This window comes from Candidatus Omnitrophota bacterium (assembly GCA_028707125.1).
GTDB lineage: Bacteria > Omnitrophota > Gorgyraeia > Gygaellales > JAQTUX01 > JAQTUX01.
The window spans coordinates 90,658-116,224 of the sequence record JAQTUX010000002.1; the positions used below are offsets into that span (position 1 = coordinate 90,658).

22 protein-coding genes are annotated in these 25,567 nt (G+C 43.2%); 1 reads left to right on the plus strand and 21 read right to left on the minus strand.

Annotated features, from left to right (window positions below):
* Nucleotides 1-5: 5 nt before the first annotated feature.
* From PHR44_06805 to PHR44_06845, 9 genes are all read right to left on the minus strand, one after another.
* Nucleotides 6-1,991, minus strand: coding sequence for a hypothetical protein (locus PHR44_06805; protein ID MDD4910364.1), 1,986 nt, complete (start codon nucleotides 1,989-1,991; stop codon nucleotides 6-8).
* A gap of 33 nt (nucleotides 1,992-2,024) precedes the next feature.
* Nucleotides 2,025-2,768 carry a class I SAM-dependent methyltransferase gene (locus PHR44_06810; protein MDD4910365.1) on the minus strand — a complete coding sequence of 248 codons (744 nt, stop codon included), beginning with the start codon at nucleotides 2,766-2,768 and terminating at the stop codon, nucleotides 2,025-2,027.
* 132 nt (nucleotides 2,769-2,900) lie between these two features.
* Entirely contained in the window at nucleotides 2,901-3,767 is an 867-nt protein-coding gene (locus PHR44_06815; protein MDD4910366.1) for an NAD-dependent epimerase/dehydratase family protein, read from the minus strand.
* Nucleotides 3,749-4,744, minus strand: a complete 996-nt coding sequence (locus PHR44_06820) for a GDP-mannose 4,6-dehydratase (protein ID MDD4910367.1) — start codon at nucleotides 4,742-4,744, stop codon at nucleotides 3,749-3,751. Before PHR44_06820 ends, PHR44_06815 begins: the two co-directional genes overlap by 19 nt.
* 2 nt (nucleotides 4,745-4,746) lie before the next feature.
* The gene (locus tag PHR44_06825; GenBank protein ID MDD4910368.1) at nucleotides 4,747-5,460 is read right to left on the minus strand and encodes a nucleotidyltransferase family protein; all 714 of its coding nucleotides are present in this window, start codon (nucleotides 5,458-5,460) and stop codon (nucleotides 4,747-4,749) included.
* Complete coding sequence (locus PHR44_06830; GenBank protein ID MDD4910369.1) at nucleotides 5,460-6,425, minus strand: glycosyltransferase family 2 protein; 966 nt, start codon at nucleotides 6,423-6,425, stop codon at nucleotides 5,460-5,462. The genes PHR44_06825 and PHR44_06830 overlap by 1 nt, the downstream gene beginning before the upstream one ends.
* Before the next feature lie 19 nt (nucleotides 6,426-6,444).
* Nucleotides 6,445-8,061, minus strand: coding sequence for a hypothetical protein (locus PHR44_06835; protein ID MDD4910370.1), 1,617 nt, complete (start codon nucleotides 8,059-8,061; stop codon nucleotides 6,445-6,447).
* Complete coding sequence (locus PHR44_06840; protein ID MDD4910371.1) at nucleotides 8,062-9,099, minus strand: polysaccharide pyruvyl transferase family protein; 1,038 nt, start codon at nucleotides 9,097-9,099, stop codon at nucleotides 8,062-8,064. It lies immediately after the preceding gene.
* A 29-nt stretch (nucleotides 9,100-9,128) separates the two neighbouring features.
* Entirely contained in the window at nucleotides 9,129-10,781 is a 1,653-nt protein-coding gene (locus PHR44_06845) for an ABC transporter ATP-binding protein (protein ID MDD4910372.1), read from the minus strand.
* 22 nt (nucleotides 10,782-10,803) lie between these two features.
* On the opposite strand from PHR44_06845, the gene PHR44_06850 reads away from it, so the two are divergent.
* Nucleotides 10,804-10,929, plus strand: coding sequence for a hypothetical protein (locus tag PHR44_06850; protein ID MDD4910373.1), 126 nt, complete (start codon nucleotides 10,804-10,806; stop codon nucleotides 10,927-10,929).
* On the opposite strand, the gene PHR44_06855 is transcribed toward PHR44_06850, so the two are convergent.
* From PHR44_06855 to PHR44_06910, 12 genes are read right to left on the minus strand one after another with little or no spacing between them, the layout of a single operon-like run.
* Nucleotides 10,913-12,445 (minus strand): radical SAM protein, encoded by a 1,533-nt coding sequence (locus tag PHR44_06855; GenBank protein MDD4910374.1) that lies wholly within the window; start codon nucleotides 12,443-12,445, stop codon nucleotides 10,913-10,915. The genes PHR44_06850 and PHR44_06855 overlap by 17 nt on opposite strands.
* Entirely contained in the window at nucleotides 12,417-14,330 is a 1,914-nt protein-coding gene (locus PHR44_06860; protein ID MDD4910375.1) for a hypothetical protein, read from the minus strand. The genes PHR44_06855 and PHR44_06860 overlap by 29 nt, the downstream gene beginning before the upstream one ends.
* Before the next feature lie 15 nt (nucleotides 14,331-14,345).
* On the minus strand, nucleotides 14,346-15,701 hold the full coding sequence (locus tag PHR44_06865) for a glycosyltransferase family 2 protein (GenBank protein MDD4910376.1): 1,356 nt from the start codon (nucleotides 15,699-15,701) through the stop codon (nucleotides 14,346-14,348).
* On the minus strand, nucleotides 15,691-16,659 hold the full coding sequence (locus PHR44_06870; protein ID MDD4910377.1) for an NAD(P)-dependent oxidoreductase: 969 nt from the start codon (nucleotides 16,657-16,659) through the stop codon (nucleotides 15,691-15,693). Before PHR44_06870 ends, PHR44_06865 begins: the two co-directional genes overlap by 11 nt.
* Nucleotides 16,652-17,401: an SDR family NAD(P)-dependent oxidoreductase gene (locus PHR44_06875; protein ID MDD4910378.1), complete on the minus strand. Its 750-nt coding sequence runs from the start codon at nucleotides 17,399-17,401 to the stop codon at nucleotides 16,652-16,654. The genes PHR44_06870 and PHR44_06875 overlap by 8 nt, the downstream gene beginning before the upstream one ends.
* On the minus strand, nucleotides 17,398-18,402 hold the full coding sequence (gene ilvC / locus PHR44_06880) for a ketol-acid reductoisomerase (GenBank protein MDD4910379.1): 1,005 nt from the start codon (nucleotides 18,400-18,402) through the stop codon (nucleotides 17,398-17,400). Before ilvC ends, PHR44_06875 begins: the two co-directional genes overlap by 4 nt.
* 1 nt (nucleotide 18,403) lies before the next feature.
* Nucleotides 18,404-19,423 (minus strand): C-terminal binding protein, encoded by a 1,020-nt coding sequence (locus PHR44_06885; GenBank protein ID MDD4910380.1) that lies wholly within the window; start codon nucleotides 19,421-19,423, stop codon nucleotides 18,404-18,406.
* A 1-nt stretch (nucleotide 19,424) separates the two neighbouring features.
* Nucleotides 19,425-20,111 (minus strand): hypothetical protein, encoded by a 687-nt coding sequence (locus tag PHR44_06890; GenBank protein ID MDD4910381.1) that lies wholly within the window; start codon nucleotides 20,109-20,111, stop codon nucleotides 19,425-19,427.
* Complete coding sequence (locus PHR44_06895; protein ID MDD4910382.1) at nucleotides 20,095-21,798, minus strand: radical SAM protein; 1,704 nt, start codon at nucleotides 21,796-21,798, stop codon at nucleotides 20,095-20,097. Before PHR44_06895 ends, PHR44_06890 begins: the two co-directional genes overlap by 17 nt.
* A complete protein-coding gene (locus PHR44_06900; GenBank protein ID MDD4910383.1) occupies nucleotides 21,782-22,855 on the minus strand; it encodes an Ldh family oxidoreductase in 1,074 nt (357 codons plus the stop codon). Before PHR44_06900 ends, PHR44_06895 begins: the two co-directional genes overlap by 17 nt.
* 6 nt (nucleotides 22,856-22,861) lie before the next feature.
* Nucleotides 22,862-24,343 carry a radical SAM protein gene (locus tag PHR44_06905; GenBank protein MDD4910384.1) on the minus strand — a complete coding sequence of 494 codons (1,482 nt, stop codon included), beginning with the start codon at nucleotides 24,341-24,343 and terminating at the stop codon, nucleotides 22,862-22,864.
* 37 nt (nucleotides 24,344-24,380) lie between these two features.
* Nucleotides 24,381-25,565, minus strand: a complete 1,185-nt coding sequence (locus PHR44_06910; protein ID MDD4910385.1) for a Gfo/Idh/MocA family oxidoreductase — start codon at nucleotides 25,563-25,565, stop codon at nucleotides 24,381-24,383.
* Nucleotides 25,566-25,567 lie beyond the last annotated feature (2 nt).

The window sequence follows — 25,567 nt, forward strand, 5'->3', positions numbered from 1 at the left end:
CCCTGTTAATAAAGTTTAGGAATTAAATCTATTTGGGCGAGTACTTCATCAAGGTTGAAACCTATCAAATAGCTGAAATATTCCAATACTTCGTAGCGAGGTTGATTATCGATCCCTACTAATCTCAACGCCTCATCTCTAGTAAGCAGGCCCTCTCTGATCTGATTAGACCGGAAGTTATCAAATTCTGAGAATCCGGCAACTGTATAGTAGATATAGTTTGTAAAGGCGGTCTGTCCATCCCCCATCCTCCATTGATTCGGGCCATAGGCTTCATAGACCTGCCAATTATATTCCCTTCTCAGGACATCTTCCATCTGCCTTTCATTCCACGGCAGATACTCATAGAGATATAAAAAGTCGTCCTTCTGTATAAAGGTAGTAAAATATGACCTTACGCTGTCGAGAAATGACTCATTTATATAGCGGGGATTCTTAAGGTATTGGAGCATATAATACAGCGCCAATCGCAATTTTACAGTTGTGCTATAGTGATATGTCCTGGCAGTCCTTGAAGTGTTCGCGTTAGCGTCTACTCCGCAAAAACCCACAAAGAATTCCCTTTGTTCCAGAAGATATCCAGAGCAAAAAACAGTCAATCCTGCATTGATCTCGCGGCGCAACTGCCGCCCAAAATGGTAAAAGTCTTTATCGCCAGCCATAAATAGGGGGACAATACCGAGCTGCGGATCTTTTAACCACGCATAAATATTCTTTCTTATATGGCGCCTCTTCTTCTGCAGGTCAGGTGACCTGATAATATGTTCAATCCCAAGTTTACCGCAGATCCTTGCTTGATTACGGCGGGATGCATCAGTGGTAAGACCCCAATCATAAGTATAGGCTATCGGATTCATACCATACTTTGTCTTGAGGATATGAAGACCGTAGCAACTGTCTCTTCCCCCGCTTAAGCCGACCAGGCAATCGGGGCTCCCGTCTTTTGAACGGTATTTCTCAAGAACTCTTTCCAGCTCTTCACTGCCTTTAAATCTCTGCCTTTCATACCTCCTGCAGAAATTACAGACACCGTCTTCATCAAATGAAATAAAAGGGTATGTGGAAGGAAGGACGCACTTCGTGCATCGCCTTAAACCTGCGGTATCAGGCCTGGTCTCACGGATATAGAATATACTCCCCCTGGCCTCCGGCTGGTTACCCGGAGCATTGATTTGCTCATTTAACCTGAACTTCTTTATTGTACCATCTTCAATTTGCGCCCCGTATCCCGCCTTAATCTGTAATATATTCGAACTCAATGAAGAATCAAATATATCGCTTTTCTTCATAAAATCCATTAATATTCTATTCTCGGAAGCGAATACAACGTTCCCGGACTCAATGTCCTCCAGGTAATAGAGCGAACCGGTATTAGTGGCAATGACAAGATTCCTTTCTGAATTGCACATAAGCGCGAGGGAAGCCGAGCCCTCGATTTCGCCAAATACTTGTGAAACAGAAGATACAAAATTGCCCGTTTGCTGATAGACGGCATCAAGCCGCGATAGAAATAATCTTGTATCACTCTGAACCAATCCTCCTTCTGCGCTGATAGAGAGCCTGCCCTTAGAACTGTTTTTAAGATTATATTCGTCTTTGACTAAATTTTCTGCATTTGAAATGAGTCCGTTATGAACGCCTACAAAACTCCCCGACCTCACAGGTTGATTATTGTCGTAAATAGCATGGGAGCCATTGGTCACGAGGCGGCATTGGCCGATTACCGCTAAAGATAGTCGCATTCCTGCGGGATTATTATGGTCAAAATATGCGGATTTGAGCGTGTTTCTGAATTCGGGCATTTTCAAGAAAACGGACGGTTTTACTACCCTGCGAAAAATCCGGATCTCATCATGCGAGAGCACGGCCATTCCCGCTGAATCCTGGCCACGGACCTCGGAAAGCCGAAATAACAACTTGATGTCATGCTCCAATGTATCATGAGTACTCGACTTCTTATCTCTTATAGTTATACCGAATATACCGCACATCTTACAACCTCCAGTGGTTAATTTTAAGAGCGACTAACGCCTACGGGCTATAACATACATTACATCAAACAGATTTAAATAAAATCTAACCCTGGTTAAACCGTATTTACGCAACAGATTATAAATTAAGGAGTTCCCCTTATTCAATACAAACATTCTGTAAGCCATATAATCAATACCGCGATAAAATCCGCAGTAACTATTATAAACTACATCAAATCCGAACCTGTCCAGCATTCTAGTTAAAGTCTTACTGGAAAAAAAATGTATATGCGTCGGTGGATGTATCATGCGCCATCCTCCTCTTCTCAATCGCGCATTAAAACTATCTATGTCTCCTGTGGTCAGGGCGACCAATGAGCCGCTTTTCGTATTATTGCTGATTTTTTCCAAATACAGATCTGGACTGGACAAGTGTTCGATAGTGTCCCACATACAAACTACATCAAATCTACGACCCTTTAAATCATATTTTAGAAAATCCGCCTTAACAGCATCTACCTTTAACTGTTCGCGGGCATAGAGAACTCCGTCTCCAGATATGTCGAGACCTAAGACTGTATCAAACTGCTTTCTTACCAACTCAAGGAAAAAACCGTAAGCACAACCGATCTCAAGAAGGTGCCTATGGCGGTTTGGTTCCATAAAGGCCTGCAGCATTCTTAGACGTAGCCCGAAGTTTTTCTGCAAGATCTCTTTGTCCGCTAAGTAGTTGTTATATTCACTGCCCAAAAAATATTCTTTACTATAAATTGCGGATGTATCATTGTCACTCAAATGTAAATCGAAAAAAACATGGCCGCACTCCTGGCATTTTTTTAACCCGGAGTATAAAGATTTACTGTCTCTGCTATGACAGACACAGCATGCACTCGACATAGATCAATCCCTCTTTATGTATCTGCTTCTCTAAGATAAGCGCACCACTTCCATAAGTCCATTATCCAACGCGATCTCCGGGCTCCAACCCAGGGTTTTTCTCGTATTTTTTAAATCAGCAATTATATAACTCCTCTTATGGTCGCTATTATTGACTCTATCGATCTTATACTTTACCCCTTTAAGCAAAGCTAATCTTTTTGCCAGGCCATAAACACTCAAGCCCTTGCCTGAACCGATATTCAAGGCCAGAAAACCTTTGAACTTTAAAGCGCAAGACAGAACGAAGGCGTTAACTACATCAGAAATATACACGAAGTCTCTGACTGCCATAGGAGATTTCAATACTACCGGTTGTCTTCTGGATAATTGCCTCAGGACATACGGTATCAAGAATGGGGCTTTTTGTCCCGGTCCGTACATATTAAATATGCGAAACGCAATAACGCCGAGCCCAAAGTTCTTTGCGTGATATTCGCAGATATCTTCGGCAAGCATTTTGCTGACTCCGTATAAGGATTGGGGGATAATGGGGGAATGTTCGCTTAGCCATTCCTTCTGCCTAGCCGGCTTATAGACGGCAGATGAAGAGGCAAATAAGCATCTCGCTCCATTACGAAGACAATAGCGCATTACAGACAGGGTCCCATTTGTATTAATTTCAAATAGCTCGCCGATTCCTCCGCTAAGAACTGTCTTATTAACAGCTGCGAGATGGCAGACTAAATCGTATCTTTCCCTGAAATTACCTATATCTCTCACATCTCCATTGTACAGAGAAACCCGTCTGCACATCTGTCTTAAACGGCGAAAAAGATAACCCCCGAGAAAACCGCCTCCACCGGTAATCAAGATACTGCGGTCTTGCAACTGTCTTATTAATCTGTTTCCTGGCATAATCGATATAATGGAGAATCTGTTTCAAAAAACAGGTGATTGAATTTCTGGTACCACTCAATCGTCTTAATCAAACCGTCTTCAAAACTGATCCTCGGCTCCCACCCCAATATCATTTTGGCCTTTTTATTTGAGGCAGCCATCCTCCATATCTCTGTTGGCCTGTACGATATCTTGCCTATACACAAACGTGAACGGGAAGAGGTAAGTTTATGTATCTTTCTCACCAGAAGCCTGATGGGCATCTCCTGACCGGTTCCGATATTGATAGTCTCTCCTATAGCTTCCTTTTTAATCCCGGCCATAATAAATGCGTCTACTAAATTTTCTATGTAATTGAATTCTCGCGTCTGAATACCTTCAGTAGTTATAACATCCTCTCCTTTCAGGCACTTAATGATGATCTCGGCGATAACCGCCCTTGGGCTCTGGAATGGGCCGAAGGCATTAAAGGGCCTTAATATAACTACGGGTTTCTTATAGACACGTGATTTCATCCTTACATATAATTCACCTGAATATTTCCCTACAGAATAAGGGGAGACGGGAAACGGCACCATATCCTCTGAAAAAGGCACGCATTTCTGAAAACCGTATACCTCCGAAGACGATATGTAGACAAATCTCTCGTAGTCCTCATAAGCATCAATTACATTCACTGTGCCTTTAGAATTTACGTCAATGGCCTCAGAAATATTCATGAAGCTGTCGCCTACATGATTATATGCCGCGAAATGATAAATTAAATCCGGCCTAATGCTTTTGATCTGCCTCAATGAGTCGGGATTGCGTATATCACCCTCAACCATTGTTATCTTATCCCATATGTTCACAATACGGATGTTATCAATAATGCTATTATATTTCGTCAAGATAAAAAGCCTCGCCCCATTCTCTACCAGCCTCCTGCATAAATGAGAAGCTATGAAACCACTGCCTCCGGTTACCAGTACCCTCTTATTTTTAAATCGCTCCATCTCTATCCTTCCTCTTGTGTGAAGAATTTAATAAAATCCTCTTCTGCCTTTGCCCATTCCTGCGCAGTATTGAAGGTAATATTAAATCCTTTGTGTTTATAAGCAGTCAATTCCCCTTTATCAATCAAATTATTAAAGAGCCCTATTAAGCCTTCTCCATCCGGCAAAGAAATAAGGTTATTATCAAGATCCTCCAAGACGGCTTTATCCGTAATAAAATTGCCGATATAATACGAAAAGAGAGGCTTTTCTTCAAAAAGAGTAACGCGCTGCTCTCTGTCGTACTTGACGATGCCAAAAGGGCTTCGTATATCTGCTATTGTAATGGTTAAGTTCTTCCTGCTTTTTATATGCCATTTTAATACCAGGTTCGGGTCCATGTTGACAAAGGTATCTCCGTAGGTCACTATTGCCCTATTCCCTATCAGGTCTTTTACCAAAAATAGCCTTTTAAGCATGCCCGCATCTTCTCCGGCATTAGAAATTTCAATTTTGGCGCCAAGATTACCGCGGGAGATAAACGCCTCTATGGACTCCGACAAATAACCGGTGCACAAAATAAATTCCCTGAAACCATGACTCATATAGAATTCAACAATATGCTGGAGAATTGGTTTCTCCCCTAGCGGTATCAACGGCTTTGGCAATGCCCTGCTTAATTTACCCAACCTTCTTCCTCTGCCGCCGCATAAAATAACTACCTTATCTTTATTCATCAATTATGCCTCTCACCAGATATCTCACGGACGATAAATACGGGTCTCCCCTTAACCTGATCATAAACTCTGCCGATATATTCGCCTAAAATACCCATTGCCGCCAGCTGTAAACTACTCAAGAAAAATACCGCGACTACCAAAGTCGCCCAACCCGGAAGTAAAACGATATTCATCGCGATACCAAACCTTTGCAGTAACCATAGTACCATAACAAATAGAATATAAGAAAATGACAAAGCCGATATTATGACACCGGCCAAAGTTATTAAACGCAGCGGGTTTCTGGAGAAAGCAAAAATACCGTCCAATGCAAAAGACAGTAGATCCTTGTATGAGAATTTGGATTGCCCGCTATATCGCCCATCAACATTATAGAACAGGTATTTCTGCTTAAAGCCTACCCACTCTACCTGGCCCCTTAAGAATTTATGATATTCCGGGATCTTGAGAAGCGCCTCCAGGGCTTTTTTATCAAGCAGGCGAAAATCGGACTGTCCGAAATTGAGATTTAATCCGGATATCTTGGATATCAACCAGTAAAACCCTTTAACAAAAAGTCGCCTCTGCCCCTTAAGATTGGGATCTTTTTTTATAGTATAGACTACCTCTGCCCCCTCGCTCCAGAATTTAAGCATCTCGGGTATCAGCGATGGCGGATGCTGAAGGTCGGCATCCATAGTAATAACCGCATCGCCGTTTGCATAAGTCATACCGGCAAAGAGGGCGCCCTGGTGGCCGAAATTGCGGGAAAGTGAAATATAACGGACTTTATTATCCCGCTTATTGAGATCCTTTAATATTACCAGTGAATTATCGCTGCTACCGTTATCAACAAACACCATCTCATAATTGATACCGTGTTGAATACATACAGACCTCACTTCCTCATATAACTTTTCCAAGTTGCCCTCTTCGTTAAATACCGGGAACACTACGGAAATTAAACGACTTTCATTTTGCATGTCATACCTCGCATTGTTATCAATTTATAAATCGCAGGTTTCGTAAAACCGGATCTTTTAAAGCCAGCGCGCTATTATACTTAAGGCGCGAAATTAGATATCTGATATTAAAAATCAAGGCTCCATTTTCAGTTAAATTAAGCGCGTTAAGCCTTCGCAAGGATTCCGTTGACTTGAATTCACCGCAAAGGCTGCTCATCAGCATATCCGCCTCATCCTTCATGCCGGAATCAAGATAACACCAGTATAAAAGCACAGCGTAATCAAGGAATCTCGACCTCTCCATGACGGGGGGAAAATCTATTAACCACTCCCTGTCCCGACGACTAAGCCTGTCACGATTCAGATAGCGCGATTTAACCCATAAACTCTGAATTAACCATTCCCGATAGCCGTTCCCCGCCCACTCTCTTAGGGCGGGTAAATCTTCCCGCCCGTCCCTGCAGCGCACCAAACTATGGGCCTTGCCGATAAAATCCTTATCGGCACAACCGCCCTCTGCCTGAAACAGGGTTTTTTCGGCATAGGAAGCGTAACCCATCCAGGCCCAGAAAAATGCCAGTTCTATCAGGCGTTCTTCAGGCCTGTATAATTCCTCTCCGGCGGCAATCCGGATAATGCATGAAACGACTCTTTCAAGGGATTCTCTCGGGGAAAATGACGATATGTTATCGCGTACCGCCGTATATAAATCCCTGCTGTTCATCTCTATCTTCTTTAATAATCTCTCCAGATCTCTGTGGTCATTAATTATCGCCTCGTCCAATAAACCATGGAAAAATGTCTTCCTGCCTAAAGGGATAACGGCTACGGGAATATCTCTCTGCAAAGCATCAATAATTACCTGGGAATTCCCGCGGTTAAGCAATATATCCGTGATATCCAGTATCTCATCAATAGGCATGCGCGAATCGGCAATCTTGGCGCGCGGAGAGTGCCGCCTTAGCGAAACGGCAAAATCATCCTTACGGTCTTCAGGGTGCGGCTTGATAAGCAACTCGTAACTTTCCGGCAACCCCTGAGTTACGCAGGCAATTAATTTACTGCATACTTCCCCAGCGTTTGCATCGGAAGATATGGCATCGAGGCACAACGTAGCAGTATGTTTACGGTTGGATAGACCAAATATGCCTTTTAATTTATTCAGCTGGCTTGGCGGCTTACGCCTGCTATATCCGGAAATGCATCCAGTGGTTTCTATTGTCTCGGGAGCAATGCCTGTCTCAATAAACTTCAACCTTTCATAATCAGAAGCCACGAGAAGACGATCCACCGGCAAAAGATAATTATTCAACAAGCCCTGGTGCAGCATCATCTGATACACCTCTTCAATCGCTATAACCGGGATCCTTCTCAGCGTCGCCTCTTGTATTAAATGGCACGGCGGGATACGCGGCTGGGAAGTAAAAAGCACCAGGGCAGAAACCCCATCAAAAACACCCTGCGGCAACTTGGGAAAATACCTTCCCTTAAAATAAAAAACCTCATCGGCAGAACCCCTGTCCATATCGGAGAACCAGGGTAGTCTGCGGTTGTAAATACATCTTATCGTCCAATCCGGAAGGAATTCTCTGAATATCCCCATATTTCTTGCATGCACAATGCTCACCGGATTAAAAAGCAAGACCTTGCCCATCTAAGATATTCCTTTAATCTTATCAAACATCTTTTCTATCTTCTTTACTGCGCTCTGCGTGTAGTCAGAAACCTTTGATAACTCATCATCGCTAAAACTGTCATATTGAGAAATCATCCGCTCGTTTAGACTCTCGAAATTTACAAGCCTGTTATTGTTTAAACCGATATCTTGCATTATACCTTCAATCTTATGCGAATTTGAGCTCAAGGCCAAGAAAGGCGTCTCTGTCGTCAGGGCAAAACAAAGCGCATGGAATCTTGCAGTTATCAGCATCCTTAAATTGCCGACTATTTCAATATAGTCCTTCCAAGAATTAACATAATAGAGCCTCCTTTCATAAGCATGGTCCAAAGCATATCCTAAAACCCTGTTTTGTAGAAAAGTCATTGCATTTCGCCCTTCATACTTTATTTTTTGAAAAAGTTTCATAGGATTAAATACCCCTTCCAATCTGTAGGGCCTTACTAAAGGCAGATAAACAAAACGCTTTGACCTCTTGGAATAATTGTACATCTTTTGAGAAAGGTGTATATAAGCGCTATCTGTAAATCCTATTCTGTCCGACCTTCTTCTCTGGGGGGCATCTTTTGCATCGCTGAAGAGCGTCATATCGGGGACTATCTCGCTATTAACGCCTAATCTATCCAATTCTCTCTTACTTAAACTCTCTCGGACAAATATCAAATCAAAATTCTTCATATATCCCGCACACTCTTCATTGTTAGCATGATATACGGCATTTATCAATACTACGGGAATGTTTAATTTCTTACAATATTCGCTGACCTTAACCAAATACAACCCTTCTTTCTGGTTATGATGAATGGTCCCTTCGCCGTTAACTATCACAATATCGCTTTTCCTGACATTCCTGATAAATCTCGTATTGCATTCCCAATTTACGCCTACTGGATTTGTATCTATAACATCAATATTCTTTTTATGTAATAAATATCTGATATTCTTCATCACAAGCCGGCATCCATGCTCCATTTCAAAAAAAGTATCATTTAATATTACAGCCCTCTTTTTCATAATTTCCCTGCGCCGATATTCATCCCGCCCTAAATCCTGAACTGGATATCATATAGCCTTCTGTATAACCCGTTTCTCTCCAGCAGTTCCGCGTGCCTTCCGGACTCTGCCACCTTGCCCTCTTCTAAAACAATAATATTATCCGCGTGCACTATGGTTGAAAGCCTGTGCGCGATGGCTATGACCGTACGTTCTCTTGCCAGCTCGTCAATCGCCTCCTTAATTAATCTTTCCGTCTCGGTATCAAGGGAACTGGTGGCCTCGTCTAAAATCAATACCTCAGGATTATGTATTATTGCCCTTGCGATGGAAATCCTTTGTTTCTGTCCGCCGGACAACCGGACGCCTCTTTCTCCCAGTACGGTATCATAGCCGCTGGGAAGCCCTGTTATAAATTCATGTGCATTAGCCGCCCTTGCGGCCCTGAATATTTCCGTATCAGGTATGCCATCATGCCCATATGCTATATTATCCTTAACGCTGGCATTGAAAATAAAGGTGTCCTGAGACACAAAACCGATTTTTCTCCTCCAAACCCTCAGATCAAGCGCTTTCAGATTCACTCCGTCAACCAGTATCTGCCCCAACTCCACATCGTAGAATCTGACGATCAAATTAATTATGGTGCTTTTACCTGCGCCTGAAACCCCCACGAATGCGGTCATTTTTCCCATGGGAATCTTGATGTTCAGTTTATTTAAAACATATCTATCCGCATTATCGTAAGAAAAATAGACATCCCTGAATTCTATGGAATCACGCACCTTATCAATCTTCTTCTGTCCGCTGATTATCGTTCTTTTTCCCTCCCTATCATACATATCTTCGTAATTTTCGAAAGCCGCCAGCCTGCTTATCGCCGTAGAACGGTATGTATTCAAGCTGTTTAATTGAGTTAGCATCCTCGCGAGAACTAGCAAATATGTGGCAATAAAAGGGAATGATCGCGCCATATCAATCTTTATTACATTGATAAGCGCAAGGAAACATAAGAAGATCAGTCCAAAAATTAGCGCTTCGGATAAAGGTATGATGAGATGTATGTTTTTATTGGTCTGATAGTGTAAAAGATACAGCTTCCTGGTCGCATTATTAAATCTGCCCTTCTCCAGATCTTCTGTGCTGCAGCTCTTTATCAGCGCCATGCCTCCCAATATCTCCATTAACTTATGATTATACTCTTTGATTGACTCTGATATGCTTCTTCCGATCCGCTTAATGTTCTTCATAATTAATTCAATGGGCATTAAAACGGCTGCGGTCAAAAGAAAAACTATTATACTTGCCCTCCACGATATCAAGAACAAAATAATCACATATGCCAGTATTCTGGCAAGAACCGCAACGAAGGTAAGCACGGCCAATATAAAATCACCCATACGCTCTGTTTCGGCATTAATGACCCCTATGATATTGCCCGTCTTTACGCCGTGGAAAAATTGTATATCGTACTCTATGAGATTACCCATAAGGTTTATTCTAAGATCCCTGATGGTGCTAAATCTTAATTTAGCGATCAGTATATTCGAAAGATATAAAAAGACATTTTTCATAACCAGCATCAGAAATATAAATATGAAAATCAGCAGTATTGCGTCTGACTGATTTAAGGACGCAAATGATATAACTGATCCTTTTAAAAATGGCAATTCTTGAAATAAACCTGTTTTATTGCTTATCATGCTCTGAATAAGGGGGATAAGCATGCCGAAGCTGGCGCCTTCAAAGAAGGACGATGCCATAATTGAGAATAGGGCGCTCCAACTCAATAAAGGATATCTTCTTAGATATTTTAATGTGATGGATAAGAACTTCATGATAATCTCTTAATGATAAAACCTTTGATTTTGGACAATTTCTCAAATACCGCTCTCTCTAAAGAGATAAAGAGAAAGAAATTGAAGCGCATTCTAAACGAAGATACTATCTCCCTTATCCTCCCTTTAAAACTGGGATTATAGAAGGCGATCTGCCTATAGGCATATACCATTGCATTCAATCTGCGGGGATTATCGATCCATTTATAATTATCAAATGATTCATAACCAAAGCTATCTACAAATTCCCTTTCAGAAAGCTTTGCCCACTCTTTAAGGCTGCGAGGCGGAGAATAGCCGTAATTATCCACGATTTCCTTATAAAGCGGTGACCCTGGGTATGGCCTGAAAGGAGTAACAGAAACACAGCTTATCTTTACCATGTTCCTGATTTTCAATGCAAGACGATAAGTATTTTCAATATCCCTTTCTGTCTCTCCGGGAAGCCCGACCATAAAATTCATTTTAGGAATGATGTTGGCTCTGGACAGCATCTCAGCCGCTTTAATAATTTGCTCAACCTTAAGATTTTTTTTCAATTTATCCAGCATTGACTGTGAGGCGCTCTCCACTCCCATCGCCGCAACAACCATGCCTGAACGGCTTAATCTCTTTACTGTCTCAAAATCGACATAATTATCGCTGAAATAATCCGCCCTTGTCTGAGGCCGCCACTTGATATTCAAATTTTCCTTCTCTAACAGATCAAGGAATTCAAATGTTCTTTTCCTGTCAACAAAGAAGTTTTCATCTAATGGCTGGATGAAATCAGCGCCGTAATTGCTCTTGAGAAATTTAATCCTCTCTACGATCTCTCCCGCCTCGCGAAAACAGCATTTCTTTCTGACTATCACGTTAATACAAAAGGTGCATTGGTAAGGGCACCCCAACGCGGTTACAATGGGATAGGCCCTGGTATCTTTGTACTGCCCGCTATAGAAATCCTCGATAGCAACGCTATTCCTTCTGGAGTATCGTTCATGGTCTAGTAATGAAAAATCAATAAAAGGGGTGTTACTAAAATCGTCCTTGCATTTATTTTCTTCATTTGCTTTTATGCGCCTGCCTGTTTTATAAAATATCCCGGGGACGCAAGAGAGATCATCTCCGCGGGAAATGGTTTCACCCAATTTAACAATGGTAGCAGCGGCATCGTTGACAACGGCTATGTCAACCGCAGGGTCTTCGACTGTCTGCTCGGGGAAAAGTGTCGGATGCACCCCTCCCCAGGCAACCGCTGCATCGGGGAACTTTGCCTTTATGGCCCGTGATACAAAATACGACCAAGGCAGTTGTATCGTCATCACGGAAAAACCTACAAACGCCAGGTTTTCATCAATCTCGGACAGTATAGCTTTTGTCGCATCCCCAATATCCAGATAAGTGCCGTCAATCACCTTGACCTGAAATCCGGCCCTGTCCAGAATAGTAGCCAATATCATTATTGCCGTATTCGGATAAAGGCCGTAATCCGGACGCCTGTGAAAATGAATTCCAGGATTAACTAAAATAACCTTGTTTTTTCGCATATGAATTAATTAAATCAAAAATGGACTGCCGTTCATTCTCCGTATAAATATACTGATCAAATAAATGACTGTCCCGCTCCCTGTCCATACTTAAATTAAGAATATTACTTATTGCGTATTCTAAATCCCTGCTTTCCTTAACATGATAAAGCGCCCTGCGCGGTAAATGGCTGCCCGATTCTATTGCATAGGCCGGGATATGCTGATAGCGCCCCATTCCGCCATACAGCAGGACCGGGATCCTATTCTGCAATGCCTCCTCAATAGTTGTAGACGAAAAACTTACCAATAAATCGGCTATCCCCAGAATATCAATAAATCTTCCCTCAGTACTCAAGATAACTTTTTCTGAAAAAGGCACTATACTTTTAATGGTATCCAGGGTAATCTCAAAAGACGGACGAATCCTTATTATAAGGACCGTATCCGGTATTTTCTCCACACTGGCGGCCAGATCGACTAATGATTGAAGGTATTCGTCGCCTGTTTCATACACATAGAACCGCGAGTATATTTTTGAGGTACCGGCGTGCAAAACAATCCTTGTTTTCTTACGATCATATTTCTTACTGAACATGCCTTCATATAGTGCTCTACTTTTAGCTGGATCCACCGGAGTTCCCCATATTAAGGGGCCGCTTCTTATGATTTTACTTTCCGAAGGAAAGACCTTAAGGTATCCTTCTGCGAGCGGGGTTTGTAAGGCGAGCAAAGAAAAGGGAGCGCTTAAAAACATCCTGCCCTGCTCTCCCCATTCAATCATCTCATAATCATTCTTCGGCTGCACATGAGAACCATGGCTGATGAAAATAAGCGGGATATTATTACTATCGGCCATCTCGGCAAGGGCAACATCATCAGGACGATTCCCGCAGCTTAAGATTGCGATCGGCTTTGCTGGCTTAATAAAGTTGTTCAGTCTTACTAACCAAACAAAAAGATAGATAATATAATTCATAATATTATTCCGGGGATCTTGAGCCAAGAAAACACCCAGCATGATTCCTCTGTATGAAAATAGCGCAGAATCAGCATTGATTTTCTTAACTAACTCATTGAATGACTTCCTTTGATCCTTAATGATTGTTCTCAATTTATTATTTAACATACGAATAATAAAATCCGGTAAACAGCAATCAGGTATCGCGGGATCATTCAGAAAGAATAATCTGTTCTTTCCGTATTCACCCTTGATCTTCTCAGCGAGTTTATCCATATTATAATGTTTCGTAGTCAATAAAATAAAACTCCTGTTATTCAGCAGATTTTCTAATAGCCGTTTTCTTGACCATAATGAAAATTCAAACCATCTGAATAAAAATCTGGACAGGTTTTTAGCATTGTGCTTTATCCGCGCAAAGCTGCCATCTTTATAATCGCCGATCTCTTCAAACCGTAAAGATTTTTCCTGGCTGACTGATTTAACGATCTGGCCTGCATAATTCTCCGGGAAACTGTTCATTTCATCCGGGTAATATTTTTTCTCAGAAAGGCTGGCCGCAATGACCGTAGGGTGGTGAACATCAACGGCATTATAAACTATCTCTATTAATTTTAATGAATAGTGCATCCTCAGACGGGATAAGAAAACAAACGCTTCCCTGCAGGCATGCTGATGGCCGAATTCAGACTCGGCGATCTTTACGTTTTCCCGCAGCCAACCTGTCAGGGCCCTGGACTTATCCAGCACTCTTTTGTGGGATTCGGTTGTAAAATATGGGAGTGTATTGTGCGCGGGAATATTCAACCGCTTCAGATATGAGTAAACAGCCGGACTCAGGGCAATAAATAAAATACCCCTACCGGCTAAACCGTTGTCTTGCAGGTCACTATGCAGATACCTGTCAACCTGTGAATTCTTACTGACAAAAATCAGCTTCTGCATTATCAATTCCCGCTCCTATTTCCACCACGTGTTAATTAAAAGAGAGGCCAATCCAAAATCCTCCTTATTCCTTACCTCTAAATGAGAATAAGGGTCGTTAAGCTCATAAATGCCGATCTTCTTCCCTAAAAGGTTTCCCTGCCTGATAAATTCCGGATGTGTGACACAGGCGACTCCTTTAAGTTCCATAAATGTGGGGTCTTTAAATTCTCTGGGGGTAAGCCCTTCGACAATTTGCTGTATACTGCCCTCTTTCTGGTGCCACATTGCTTTATTCTCTCTTCTTGCGGCTATCACGCTATCAAGGCCATCCTGCACAAGCTGCAAGATCATATCGTCTATCAGGCCTTTTGGGCGGAAGGGGAAGGTGATCTCGAGGCATACAACTATATCAGGGAGTATTTTTAAATCTTCAATTTTATTCAAAGAGTATTGATATACTTTAGCCAAATCAACGGACTCCTTGGAAAAAGAGGCGTCTCTGATAAACGGTGCCTCGGCGCCTAAATCTTTGGCTAAATCAGCCAACTGGATATTATCCGTAGAAACGATTGTTTTCTTAATATATTTTGATTCAAATGCCCTTTTTAAAGTATAGGACAAAAGAGGTTTATTATCTAAGTACTGAGCCGGACCCTTGACAGGAATCAATGCCGCAATATTAAGTTTATCTACGTCAATCGACTTATAAGTATAATCCGAATGCAAAGATTTCAATACCCGCACTACATTCGTGCATCTTTCCGCATCGCCGTTCTGATGTATACCGTGGTAATGATACACGCTGGCCTCTGGTTCGTATATGACCTTAAATCCCTTCTGCAATATATTCTGCGCCCAAACCCTGTCTTCTATATTAGTTATACCCTCATCAAATGGAGCCTCATGCCAGATATCTCTGCGGATCATACTATTGGCATTGTGAAAGAGACTGTCCTTCAGCTGGACCTTGCGGTCAAGCCCGAATACCAAAGCCAGGTCCCTCTTGTCGGCGTCAGAGGTGAAATCCAATGCCTCCTGCCTGCCGTAAACCCCCGCTACCTTAGGATCGTCAAAATTAAGCAAAAGCTTATTCAGCCATTGGTCATTTACCGGTATGCAATGGCCGGCCAAAGACACGATATATTCCCCTTCTGCCTCCCTTATACCCATATTAAGGGCTTTGCCGGGCCGGTAATCCCTGCAGGTAACAACCCTCTTAACGGGGTATTGCCTGACCTTCTCCAGCGTCTTATCGCTGCTTTCATTATCCACTATAATAACCTCAAAATTCTTATGTTTTTGACTGAAAACCGCATTTAGGCAAGAGACAATCCAACGCTCCTCGTTCTTGGTCCTTACAATTACGGAGACCTTCTTATCACTCAACATAAAGATTTACCCTTTCATGATTATTGTTCAGACAATTAACCGCATTTTCCAAGGCGCGCTTAGTCATATTAATGGCGGTAATCTTATCCAGGGCTGCTATATGTGGCGAACAGACAACATTGGGATGCCCGGCTAATTCTCTTGAGATATCAGAAACCGGCTCATTAGAAAAAACATCGGTAGCGTAGCCTGCGATCTCGCCCCTTTTTAAGGCCTCTAACAACAGGCCCTCATCAACCAATCCTCCCCGGGCCGTATTAACTAAATATTTACCGGCCAGTTCTCTTAATATATCTCCGGATATGATATTGCTGGTTTCTGCCGTCAATGGTAAATGCAGAGATATGATATCGGAAAGCTTTATTATCTCTTCTAAGCCATGGGCGCATGGATATTTATCCGTTTTTGTGGTCCGGTTATACAATAAGATTTTAAAACCCAGCATGGCGGCTAAATCTGCCAATGCCTGGCCGATCCTGCCAAAACCAACAACGCCAAGAGTAATAGCCTCTTCGGAGATATTGGGCTTTCGCAGCCAGAGCCCTTTCTTAAGATTTCTGTCGTTTTCCGTTATGCGATGGGTTAAAGACAGAATAAGGGCGAGCGTATGCCTGGCAACAGCAGTAGAGCTTACTGCCCTGGTCCTGGTAACCCTTACCCCAAATCTCCTCGCAGATTCCAGATCGATAGAATCGCAGCCTTCTCCAAATCTTGAAATTACCTTAAGGCCGCGGCAAGATTCAAGCATACCGGATGTGATCGGTTCAAGGTCAAGGACCACCGCGTCTTTGTCTTGAAGAAAACTGATAAGTTTTCCCGGTTCATCCACGCGCCCATAAGTAGACGTGAGATCAATATCTTCCAGCAGTGAATCCGGCAAGCGACTTAATGATTCGCAGGCCTCTTTAGGCGTAATCAGGATCCTGTATTTCGTAAAAGCTTTCGATCTTTTATTCAAGCGTCCTGCCTCCGTCTACAACTATATTTTGTCCGGTAACGTAAGTTAAGGGCCCCACCAAAGAAAACACCGCGTTGGCAGTATCTTCGCAGGCACCCAACCTGCCTAAAGGGGTCCTTTTTATTTGTTCGGCTTTATAATCTTTCCAATCTTTGATCAACGCGGTCTCCGTCAGGCCCGGACTTATTGCGTTTACCCGTATATCCGGAGCCAACGCCCTCGCCAGAGATTTAGTCATGTTGACTATTCCTGCCTTCATGGCGCAATAGGCGATATTACTCCCTACGGCTGTGATCGCCGCGATAGAAGCAATGTTAACTATTGAGGCTTCTTTGGATTTACGCAATAAGGGCAACGCCTTCTGTATGCAAAGAAAATAACCGCGCAAATGTAACTCATACATTTCATCGAAGATATCCTCTGTCAGCTCATCCACTTTATGATGTTCAATGAAATGCGTTGACCCTGCATTGTTGACGAGGATGTCGAGGCGGCCGTATTGCGCCTCAATCTGTCCCATCATCTCGCAGACCTGGGCTGAGGACCTTATATCGGCCCGTATATAGCGGTGGCGCTGTCCTTTATCCGCCGGCAGCTGCGACAATACCTCTTCTGCCTCCCTATCCGACTTAGAGGCGTTTATAATAATATCCGCGCCTTCTACGGCAAGGCGCAGAGCGATCGCCCTGCCTATGCCCCTGCTTGAACCAGTTACCAGGACTACCTTATCCTCCAGATTCATTCCTTTTCTTCCTTTCGCTTGAATGACCTGTTTATCCAATTATGGGCATCGATCAGACTCCCGCTATTTACTTCTTTCCACAATTTGCTTACGGCCGGGTATCCGGAGCTGCCTTCCTTATCCAAGTCCTTTGCAAATTTTCCGCTCTTTATCCTGCTGATAATCTTTCGCGCCTTCTTTTCGGCTTCTTTGCCTATTGCCGTATCAAAATAAGCGGCGATCCCATACTGGCATGTAGGAGATGCGTTTTCCTGAAACACCTTTCCGATACCCGCCTCTGAAGCCATCCTGATGACCTCTGCGAGCTCGCCTGAAGCATATAACTCCATAAGCGCCGCTGCCGGCTGATAATGCATTTCATCCACCAAAACCTTAAAACCTGTATGAATGGCCTTAACTATAGCGGATACGAGAAATTGTTCGATAAAGAGGTCCAGCTCTGCCTCGGTCTTGTAGTCCACCTTCATGACACCTGCCCTGGTAAATCCGGCTGCCCTGGACAGCGCAAGCAATATCTGCCAGGCAGAACCGGTCTCATTCCGGGCAACATCTACGAAGGCCGGGACCCCGCGCCCTCTTAAAAAGTAATCCCTGATTTGACGCCCCGGCATACGCGGCGCGAGCATTGCTACATCAATACCACTGGGAAGTTTTATGGTCTTAAAACGCAAGGCATACCCGTGGGCAAATACAATCATGCTTTTTGGCTTTAAGTAATCCTTTATATGCCTGTTAAATACATGGGCCTGCGCTTGATCGGGGATCAGAAACAAGATAACATCCGATCTACTCACTAATTCATTAAACTTATGTATTTTAAAACCGTCCTGAATTGCCTGTTTGGCGTAACGGTCTTTACGATTTGCGACCAATACCTTGATACCCGAATCCCTGATATTCAACGCCTGTGCGCGGCCCTGAATACCGTAGCCGATGATACCTACTGTCTTATTCTTCAGCCATTTTAGGTCCGCGTCTTTATCGTAATATATCTTTCCCATATTAAACACCAGTCTCTTTTACCGGATCAACAACATGATCCGGTTTAGCCCCGTCAAAAACTTTTTTAACGATCTTCGCGGCAGAAACCCTCAGATTACGCAAGCTCTCTTCCGAATAGAAAGCCGTATGTGGACAAAGGATCAGCCGGTCTGCCAGCCAGCTTTCTCGGTCCTTCCAGGCAGTAAGCAGAGGATGTTCCAATGGCGGCTCATCCGGCCAGACGTCAGAACCTATGCGCAGCTGCGGCCGCTCTTTCAGGGATTTGTATATGACCTGCGTGTCCTGGAATATCTTTCCGCGAGCAGTATTGATCAGAATGGCCCCGGATTTCAGAAACGCTAAAAACTTTTCATTGATCATGCCTTCTGTTTCTCTCGTCAGAGGCGTGTGAATAGTCACGATATCAGAAGAAATGATAAGTTCCTCTAATCTATCTAACTTAATCAACCCCAGGCCATTTGCGGACGTTTCAGGCAAATAAGGATCGTAAAAGGATATCTTGTATCCAAATGGTTTCAGCCGTAAAGCAACCGCTGTGCCGATCCTCCCCAATCCGATAATCCCGACCCTTGCCTGGCTGGAACTTAAAATGGGTATATTTATCCGCCAATCCCAATCTAAAGTGCCTGCTCCGCAGGAATAGTTAAAAAGCGACACCTTCCTCTGGTGCGCCATGATCATTGCAACAGTAACATCTGCAACCTCTTTAGTGCAATAATCCGGTATATTGCAGACAAGAATACCTTTCTCTGCGGCAAGATCTAAAGGAATATTGTCGTAACCAACTCCCAGAACAACTATCACCCGCGCCTTCTTCATTGAAAGCATCATCTCCCGAGGGAATTCAGCTCCGGGGCGGATAATCAGCGCGTCTGCATCTTCAAGGGCCGGTGCATAATCTTCGGGTTGAAGCGATCCATACATGGTTATATTGACATCCGGGCCGAGAATCTTACGTTCAATTATAGGCCCCTCAGGCATCAAGGTAGGGCAGAGCCCTTCTACAATAGCAGCTTTCATATTACTTAACCTTATTGTCCTTCATCTGTTGGGCTAAAACAGCCATTTCCAGATCCTCCGGAAAATTGACATCGATTGATTCCCCTGATTGACAATGAAACAGATACGGCTTGCGGCCTATCCAGTACTTCCAATAGAGCTGATCTGACTTTCTTGCGATGAATATCGTGTCATTGATCGCGTACAGCGATGGAAGTTCATTAGAATAAGGGTGCCATACACCAAAAGAATAAAACAACGGCCGCCCCTTATCATCTATGAGATATTCATGGATTGGCTTGACGCCCACCAAACTGTCATATTCATTCAAACGCGAAAGATACTGCTTTACGGCTTCATCGTATCTGAGAAAAAGAGGGCTGGTTACCATTGCCCAGGCAACGTGAGGATTGCCGGGAATCGTATTTAAAATAGAATCCACCACCTCATCCCAGCGCGGTTTGTTTGTACACATATAGGGGTCGCGATCCAGATACTCCGCGCCGCATTCATTCGCTATTTCCTTTACTTTCCGGCTATCGCTGGATATATATATATGGTCAAAACAACCGGCTTCTTTTAATTGCGATACTTTATTATGCACTAAGGTGGGATACCCGCCAAAAGGTATAAAGTTCTTATCCTTAATGCGGGAGGAACCCTCCCTGACCGGAACCACAACTACAACTTGGCTATCCACCTTTTTCATAAGACCGCCCTCCTGTCGCAATCTTTTCATTTATCTTCCTTAAGGTAATATCCCGATTTAATAAAAGGATATCATTGCCTTCGAGAAAATCTTCAATGTTTATATTCTTCTTTCTCCTGAACCGGCAATTTATCTGCTGGGTAGCTCTCTTCTTGCAACGCATATTCAAAATAGAATAGAGAAACAATTTTAATCTCCTGGATATTACAACCGACCATAGATTCTTTTCTCGGACATGCAAGGCGAACGATTCAAATAAATGGATGACCGCTCTAATAAAACGGTTATTAATTTTATACTTTTTTTCAAAATAAAAATCATACAATCCCCTGTTTATTTGCGCCCTCCAGCCGGCAACAACGCTGTCCTCCTCCTCGGTAAGATTTATATGGAACCCCTGCGTGCCGTCAATTTCTCCAATGTGAGAAAGGTACTCATCTTCATTTTCTATCGCTTGTGTCAATTTCGCATAATCGTACAAAGCGGAGCCCGGCATCGGAAGCGCATAGGTGCACTTACATTGCTTGGAAAGATAGTTTATTGATTTCAAAAAGCTGATCGTTTCCTTAATCGTTTCGTTAGTCTCCCCAGGCATACCTAGTATTAACTGCACAGGGAAACATATACCAGCCTCTTCGGTCCATAAAGCCGCGTCTATATTCTGCTGGACAGTTACTCTTTTATCTATAATATTCAGCATCTTTTGACTGCCCGATTCAAAGCCATAATTGATTATACAACAGCCGATTTCCTTGTAGGCCTTTAAGATATCCTTGTCTACCGTATCAACCCTAAGGCCCAATATTCTAAAGATTATATCCAGGTTTCTTTTTCTGTATTCTTCGATAAATTCCCAGTTTCGCTTTTTATTAGGCACGAAGCACTCATCTCCGAAATAAAAGAAACCTACATTAAATTCCCTGATACAATGCTCGATTAGATCAAATATATATTTTACCGAATGCATTCTAAATCCCGGATCCGGCCTGGCACAGAAACTACAAGAGCCAAAACAACCGCGGGTAGTCAGTATATTCATCATTTTTGTTTTTCTCTTCTTATCAGATATCTTTCTATCTTCAGATGTTCTTATAAACTGATCAAGCTGATCAATACCATCGGGAAGATAATGGCTCATATCTATCAGGTCAAAAGCGGGATAAGGAAGCGCGTCTAAATCCCTTATCAAAGGCCTGTTGCCTGTATTTATATATGAAGAATTTTTCTTGTAAAATATCCCCGATACATTACCTGGATCATCGCATTTTGCCTTCAGGCAATTAATAAGCTCGCATGCAGTTACCTCTCCTTCTCCAAAAACAACGATGTCTACGGCGGTATTCTTTAAGACAACTTCGGCAGCATTTGATAACCCTCCGCCTAAAATCTGGATCTTATCCGGGAAATTATCTTTTAACTCAATGCTCAGATTCTTTATATATTTATAGGAAGTCGCTACCATAGCGCTAAAACCGATATATCTGGGATTAATCTCTTTGACCCTCTCTATAACCTCTTTATTGCCTATCCTCTCGGCATCAACATTTAAGATCTTCGGGACAAACCCTTCTTTCTTTAACGCGCCGGCAACATACATAGCGCCATATGGAGGCCAGTGCGTATTTTTAGAACGCGATGGCGGGATGATTATCAACAAATCTACAGCTTCATTATTTTTCGGCAGCATACTGCGTATCTTCCCATTTAAGAGTCACGCCATATTCAACACTTATCTTTTTAAATGCCTCGGATTCTACGGGTTTAACAGGGATGCCCTTGCTCTCTCTTATCTTAGCGCTCACCCTTTCCGGATCTCCGGCGATCTGGATCGGTGTATCTTTATTCAGACGGGGCTCATTGCGTATTTCCTGCGCCATCTTAGAAAGGCGCTCCTTGAAAGAATCCTTATCCTGAAAACAATCAATCCGTATGGCCGAAATAAAATGCCCCAGGCACCGTTTTTGATGCATAGGCGCCTCGAACATCTTAGGTATATGCGGCCCGTAAGGCATACCCGTAAGCAAACTACATAGAATCTCAATGGCCATACTGAGACCATATCCTTTATAACCGCCTATGGGCAACAGTGTTGTTACCGCATCAGGATCTGTGGTCTCGATACCATCGCTATCGGCTCCAACCCCCTCAGGGCTTCTGGCGCCCTCCTCCCTCAGCTGCCTGATCTTATTAAAGGTGACAACGCTGGTTGCCATATCCAGGCAAAACGGCTCTTCGTCCTTGCAGGGTGCCGCAAAACAAATAGGGTTATTACCCAGGAATGCCCTTTTGCCGCCATAAGTTCTGATAAGGGCATCTGTATTTGTAAAGCTCATTCCGATCATATCATGATTAGCGATCTCCAAGGCATAGTAAGCGGCGGCGCCGAAATGGCTGGAATTATAAACGGCAATATGGCCTGTGCCGGAGTCACTGGCAAGCTCTATCGCCTTTTTAGCCGCCTCCATTCCTGCTGCATGGCCGAATGTGTGGTCGGCGTCTAAAGTTCCCGTGGATGGCGATGTCTTTTTAAACTTATATTTTGGGTCGGGATTAATCCTGCCTTTTTTAACCGCTTCAAGATAGTGAGGCAACAGCCTAACCCCATGCGAATCCACGCCTCTGACCGATGTCTGTATAAGCCCCTCGGTAACGTATTCGGCAACATCATTACGCACCCCGGCCTTTAATAAAATATCTTTGACAAAACCCCTTAACGTGTCTACCGGCACAATAATTTTTTTCATCTACAATCAATATTTACTTACGAAATTTAAACGCTCCCTTAAATCAAAGACCTTCTTACACAAAAGAAACTTAAAAAGCCTCTGTTCAATCCCAGGAGAAACTTTCCATAAGCTATAAGATATTATACATACCGAGAATATAACAAGATTTAGCGGAAACTTATAGTGTCGGGAAAAAACGAGCCATAAAAGACGCCAGCCGAATTTAACCATAGACCTTTCAATCGATTTATCATAATTCCAGAACTTGGGCTTGATATACAAAGGATGCATGGGATGAGCGAAAAGTTTTAAGAAAAACGGGGGCTTTTCGGGAAGCCTGAAATTACCCTGGTCACTTAACCACCAGTCCGTGAAACGGAACTCCTTATGGTATAACTCATATAATTCTGTTTTTGGATAAGGGACCGGCGTAACAAGAGATGTGAAATATTTTATCCTTCGGGGGATCCTGCTTATTGCCGCTAAACAACTGGAGAAATGTTCTTCTGTTTCCCAGGGAAAGCCGCAGATATTATTAAATGAGACGAAGGGAAACCCTGTTTCTTCTATAATCTTGAATTTTTCCAGTATCCTCTCAACGGTATAATTCTTCCTTATCTTTTTAAGGGTATCATTATCCCAGCTCTCAATTCCAAAGCTCATCCTGGTTATTCCCGCTTCTTTCGCCCTTGAAAGAATGTCCTTATCGATGCTATCGATTCTGGTGCGCATAGATATTCTAATATTTAATTTAGAGCGACTGATTAAATCGCATAATCTTATAAATCTCTCCTTGGAACATAATACCTCATCGTCCTGGAAGGCGATATGCCGCACGGAGAATGTATCCGCCAGAAGCTTAATCTCTTCAAAGACATTCTCGGCTGACCGCATCCTCACCTGCCTGCCGAACATTTTATTGCTGGAACAGAACAAACAATCAAAAGGGCAGCCCCGGCTTGTAACAATGCTCCAGAATATCGGATTGGAATTCACATCATCAACTCCGGTATAATTGCGTATGGGGAAATCATTAAAATCCGGGAAAGGTAAACTGTCCAGGTCTGCGATAGGCCTTCTCTTATTTGTGAAGGTTATTTCCCTATCGGCATTGAAAAAACAGATCCCGTCTATGCTGCCTAATGCCCGTCTACCTAAAAAATACTCCGTTATCTCAACTATGGTTTCTTCTCCTTCGCCTATAGCAACGATGTCGGCGCCGTTTTTTAGAACCTCTTCGGGAAGACCGTTCGCGTGGGGTCCGCCGGCTACTATAGGAATATTTATCTCTCTCAAATCCCGCAAAAATGAATATGTCTGGAAAATATTATCTATCGTCAATGTGATGCCGATAAAGTCCGGCTTGAAATCACCAATGAAATCTTTTATTTGCTTGGCGGTGCCTTGTTTATAAGGGGCTGTGGCATCTATAATTTTTACTTCATGCCCAAATTTTCTTAGATTCGCGGCTAAATAGGCGAGCCCCAGAATTATCTGTCCGGACATAGCTGCGCTGGGCGGATTAAGTAATACTATTCTTCCGTTAGACATTTTTGATACCGACGTTTACCCAACTGCCTGAATTTTTAAGGCTCGTGTTTACCGCCTCAAGCACTAATGTAGGGACTACAGATTGGCTGAAGGCGGGCCTTTTATCCTGCAATTCTTCAATCGTAGCCTCGCCTCTCTCAATCTGCACCACATCACTTAAAAATTGGCCTACGCTGTCTATGCCGTATCCCTGATATGAAACACTTCCCGCCTTGCCATAAGATGCGCAAAAATATGGATTTGGCTCTTCTACCCCGCCTTTATCCGTCACAATATATATCCCGCGATTTTTCTGGTCGGATTCAAATCTCCCCTTTGTGCCGACTACTTTAATCTTCTGATCAGACATCGCGGAGGTCCTTTCGGGGTCAATCCAATTTGTCATTATGCATGAACTGAAGGTGTTGCCCTTGGGCGCTTCCCATTCAATAATCACCTGAATAGAGTCGTACGCATCAACCTTTCTGGAAACCAACAGGTTCTTTTGCCCTATAGCCAACACCCTCCTGGGAACGGCATTTGTCGCGGTATAAATAATATCAACGTAATGGATACCCAGGTATTGAAAGACGTTGGTCTCCTGGATCCATTTCCTGAAATATCTTAAAGGAATAGCCCTCCTCTGGCTGTATTCAATTGCAAAATACAGAGGATCCCCTATCAATCCCTGCGCAACAGCGTCTTTTAACTTCATGTTCGCCTCATCCAGGCGTTTATGAAATTCGACCGCGCAATATACATTTTTCTTTCTCTGTAATCTGATCAATGACTTGGCTTGCTTAACCGTAGGCACCAACGGCTTGACCACAAGCGTATGCAGACCGCTGGAAATAGTGGCCGCGGCAATCCGCCCATGCAGGTTATCCGGCACCGCGATAACAGCACAAGAATAATTATGCCGTCCGATCAGCGTATTTTTGCAACCATCTGACAAGACCCTCTTGCCGATCCGCAAATATGAGACATCAAAATTAACCCCCGTAATCTTCTTTAATCTCCTGATCTTTGCCTCGGCCAGCTTAAGCCCCCGGGCGCTTTTGCCCATGATAATAACTTTACCGAGACAGTTATCTCTGCCCCATTCGCATATCGCCGGCATTATGGTTCCGTATCCGTTTGTCCCCCGCCCGCATACATACATCCCACTACCGATAACAAGAATATTCAGTGGTTTCATAT

What these genes read in the sequence shown, in the direction of transcription:
- PHR44_06805 (MDD4910364.1), bottom strand. Translation starts at nt 1,991, where the DNA reads ATGTGCGGTATATTCGGTATAACTATAAGAGATAAGAAGTCGAGTACT.
- PHR44_06815 (MDD4910366.1), bottom strand. Translation starts at nt 3,767, where the DNA reads ATGCCAGGAAACAGATTAATAAGACAGTTGCAAGACCGCAGTATCTTG.
- PHR44_06820 (MDD4910367.1), bottom strand. Translation starts at nt 4,744, where the DNA reads ATGGAGCGATTTAAAAATAAGAGGGTACTGGTAACCGGAGGCAGTGGT.
- PHR44_06825 (MDD4910368.1), bottom strand. Translation starts at nt 5,460, where the DNA reads ATGAATAAAGATAAGGTAGTTATTTTATGCGGCGGCAGAGGAAGAAGG.
- PHR44_06830 (MDD4910369.1), bottom strand. Translation starts at nt 6,425, where the DNA reads ATGCAAAATGAAAGTCGTTTAATTTCCGTAGTGTTCCCGGTATTTAAC.
- PHR44_06835 (MDD4910370.1), bottom strand. Translation starts at nt 8,061, where the DNA reads ATGGGCAAGGTCTTGCTTTTTAATCCGGTGAGCATTGTGCATGCAAGA.
- PHR44_06840 (MDD4910371.1), bottom strand. Translation starts at nt 9,099, where the DNA reads ATGAAAAAGAGGGCTGTAATATTAAATGATACTTTTTTTGAAATGGAG.
- PHR44_06845 (MDD4910372.1), bottom strand. Translation starts at nt 10,781, where the DNA reads ATGATAAGCAATAAAACAGGTTTATTTCAAGAATTGCCATTTTTAAAA.
- PHR44_06850 (MDD4910373.1), top strand. Translation starts at nt 10,804, where the DNA reads ATGCCGAAGCTGGCGCCTTCAAAGAAGGACGATGCCATAATTGAGAAT.
- PHR44_06855 (MDD4910374.1), bottom strand. Translation starts at nt 12,445, where the DNA reads ATGCGAAAAAACAAGGTTATTTTAGTTAATCCTGGAATTCATTTTCAC.
- PHR44_06860 (MDD4910375.1), bottom strand. Translation starts at nt 14,330, where the DNA reads ATGCAGAAGCTGATTTTTGTCAGTAAGAATTCACAGGTTGACAGGTAT.
- PHR44_06865 (MDD4910376.1), bottom strand. Translation starts at nt 15,701, where the DNA reads ATGTTGAGTGATAAGAAGGTCTCCGTAATTGTAAGGACCAAGAACGAG.
- PHR44_06875 (MDD4910378.1), bottom strand. Translation starts at nt 17,401, where the DNA reads ATGAATCTGGAGGATAAGGTAGTCCTGGTAACTGGTTCAAGCAGGGGC.
- ilvC (MDD4910379.1), bottom strand. Translation starts at nt 18,402, where the DNA reads ATGGGAAAGATATATTACGATAAAGACGCGGACCTAAAATGGCTGAAG.
- PHR44_06885 (MDD4910380.1), bottom strand. Translation starts at nt 19,423, where the DNA reads ATGAAAGCTGCTATTGTAGAAGGGCTCTGCCCTACCTTGATGCCTGAG.
- PHR44_06890 (MDD4910381.1), bottom strand. Translation starts at nt 20,111, where the DNA reads ATGAAAAAGGTGGATAGCCAAGTTGTAGTTGTGGTTCCGGTCAGGGAG.
- PHR44_06895 (MDD4910382.1), bottom strand. Translation starts at nt 21,798, where the DNA reads ATGCTGCCGAAAAATAATGAAGCTGTAGATTTGTTGATAATCATCCCG.
- PHR44_06900 (MDD4910383.1), bottom strand. Translation starts at nt 22,855, where the DNA reads ATGAAAAAAATTATTGTGCCGGTAGACACGTTAAGGGGTTTTGTCAAA.
- PHR44_06905 (MDD4910384.1), bottom strand. Translation starts at nt 24,343, where the DNA reads ATGTCCGGACAGATAATTCTGGGGCTCGCCTATTTAGCCGCGAATCTA.
- PHR44_06910 (MDD4910385.1), bottom strand. Translation starts at nt 25,565, where the DNA reads ATGAAACCACTGAATATTCTTGTTATCGGTAGTGGGATGTATGTATGC.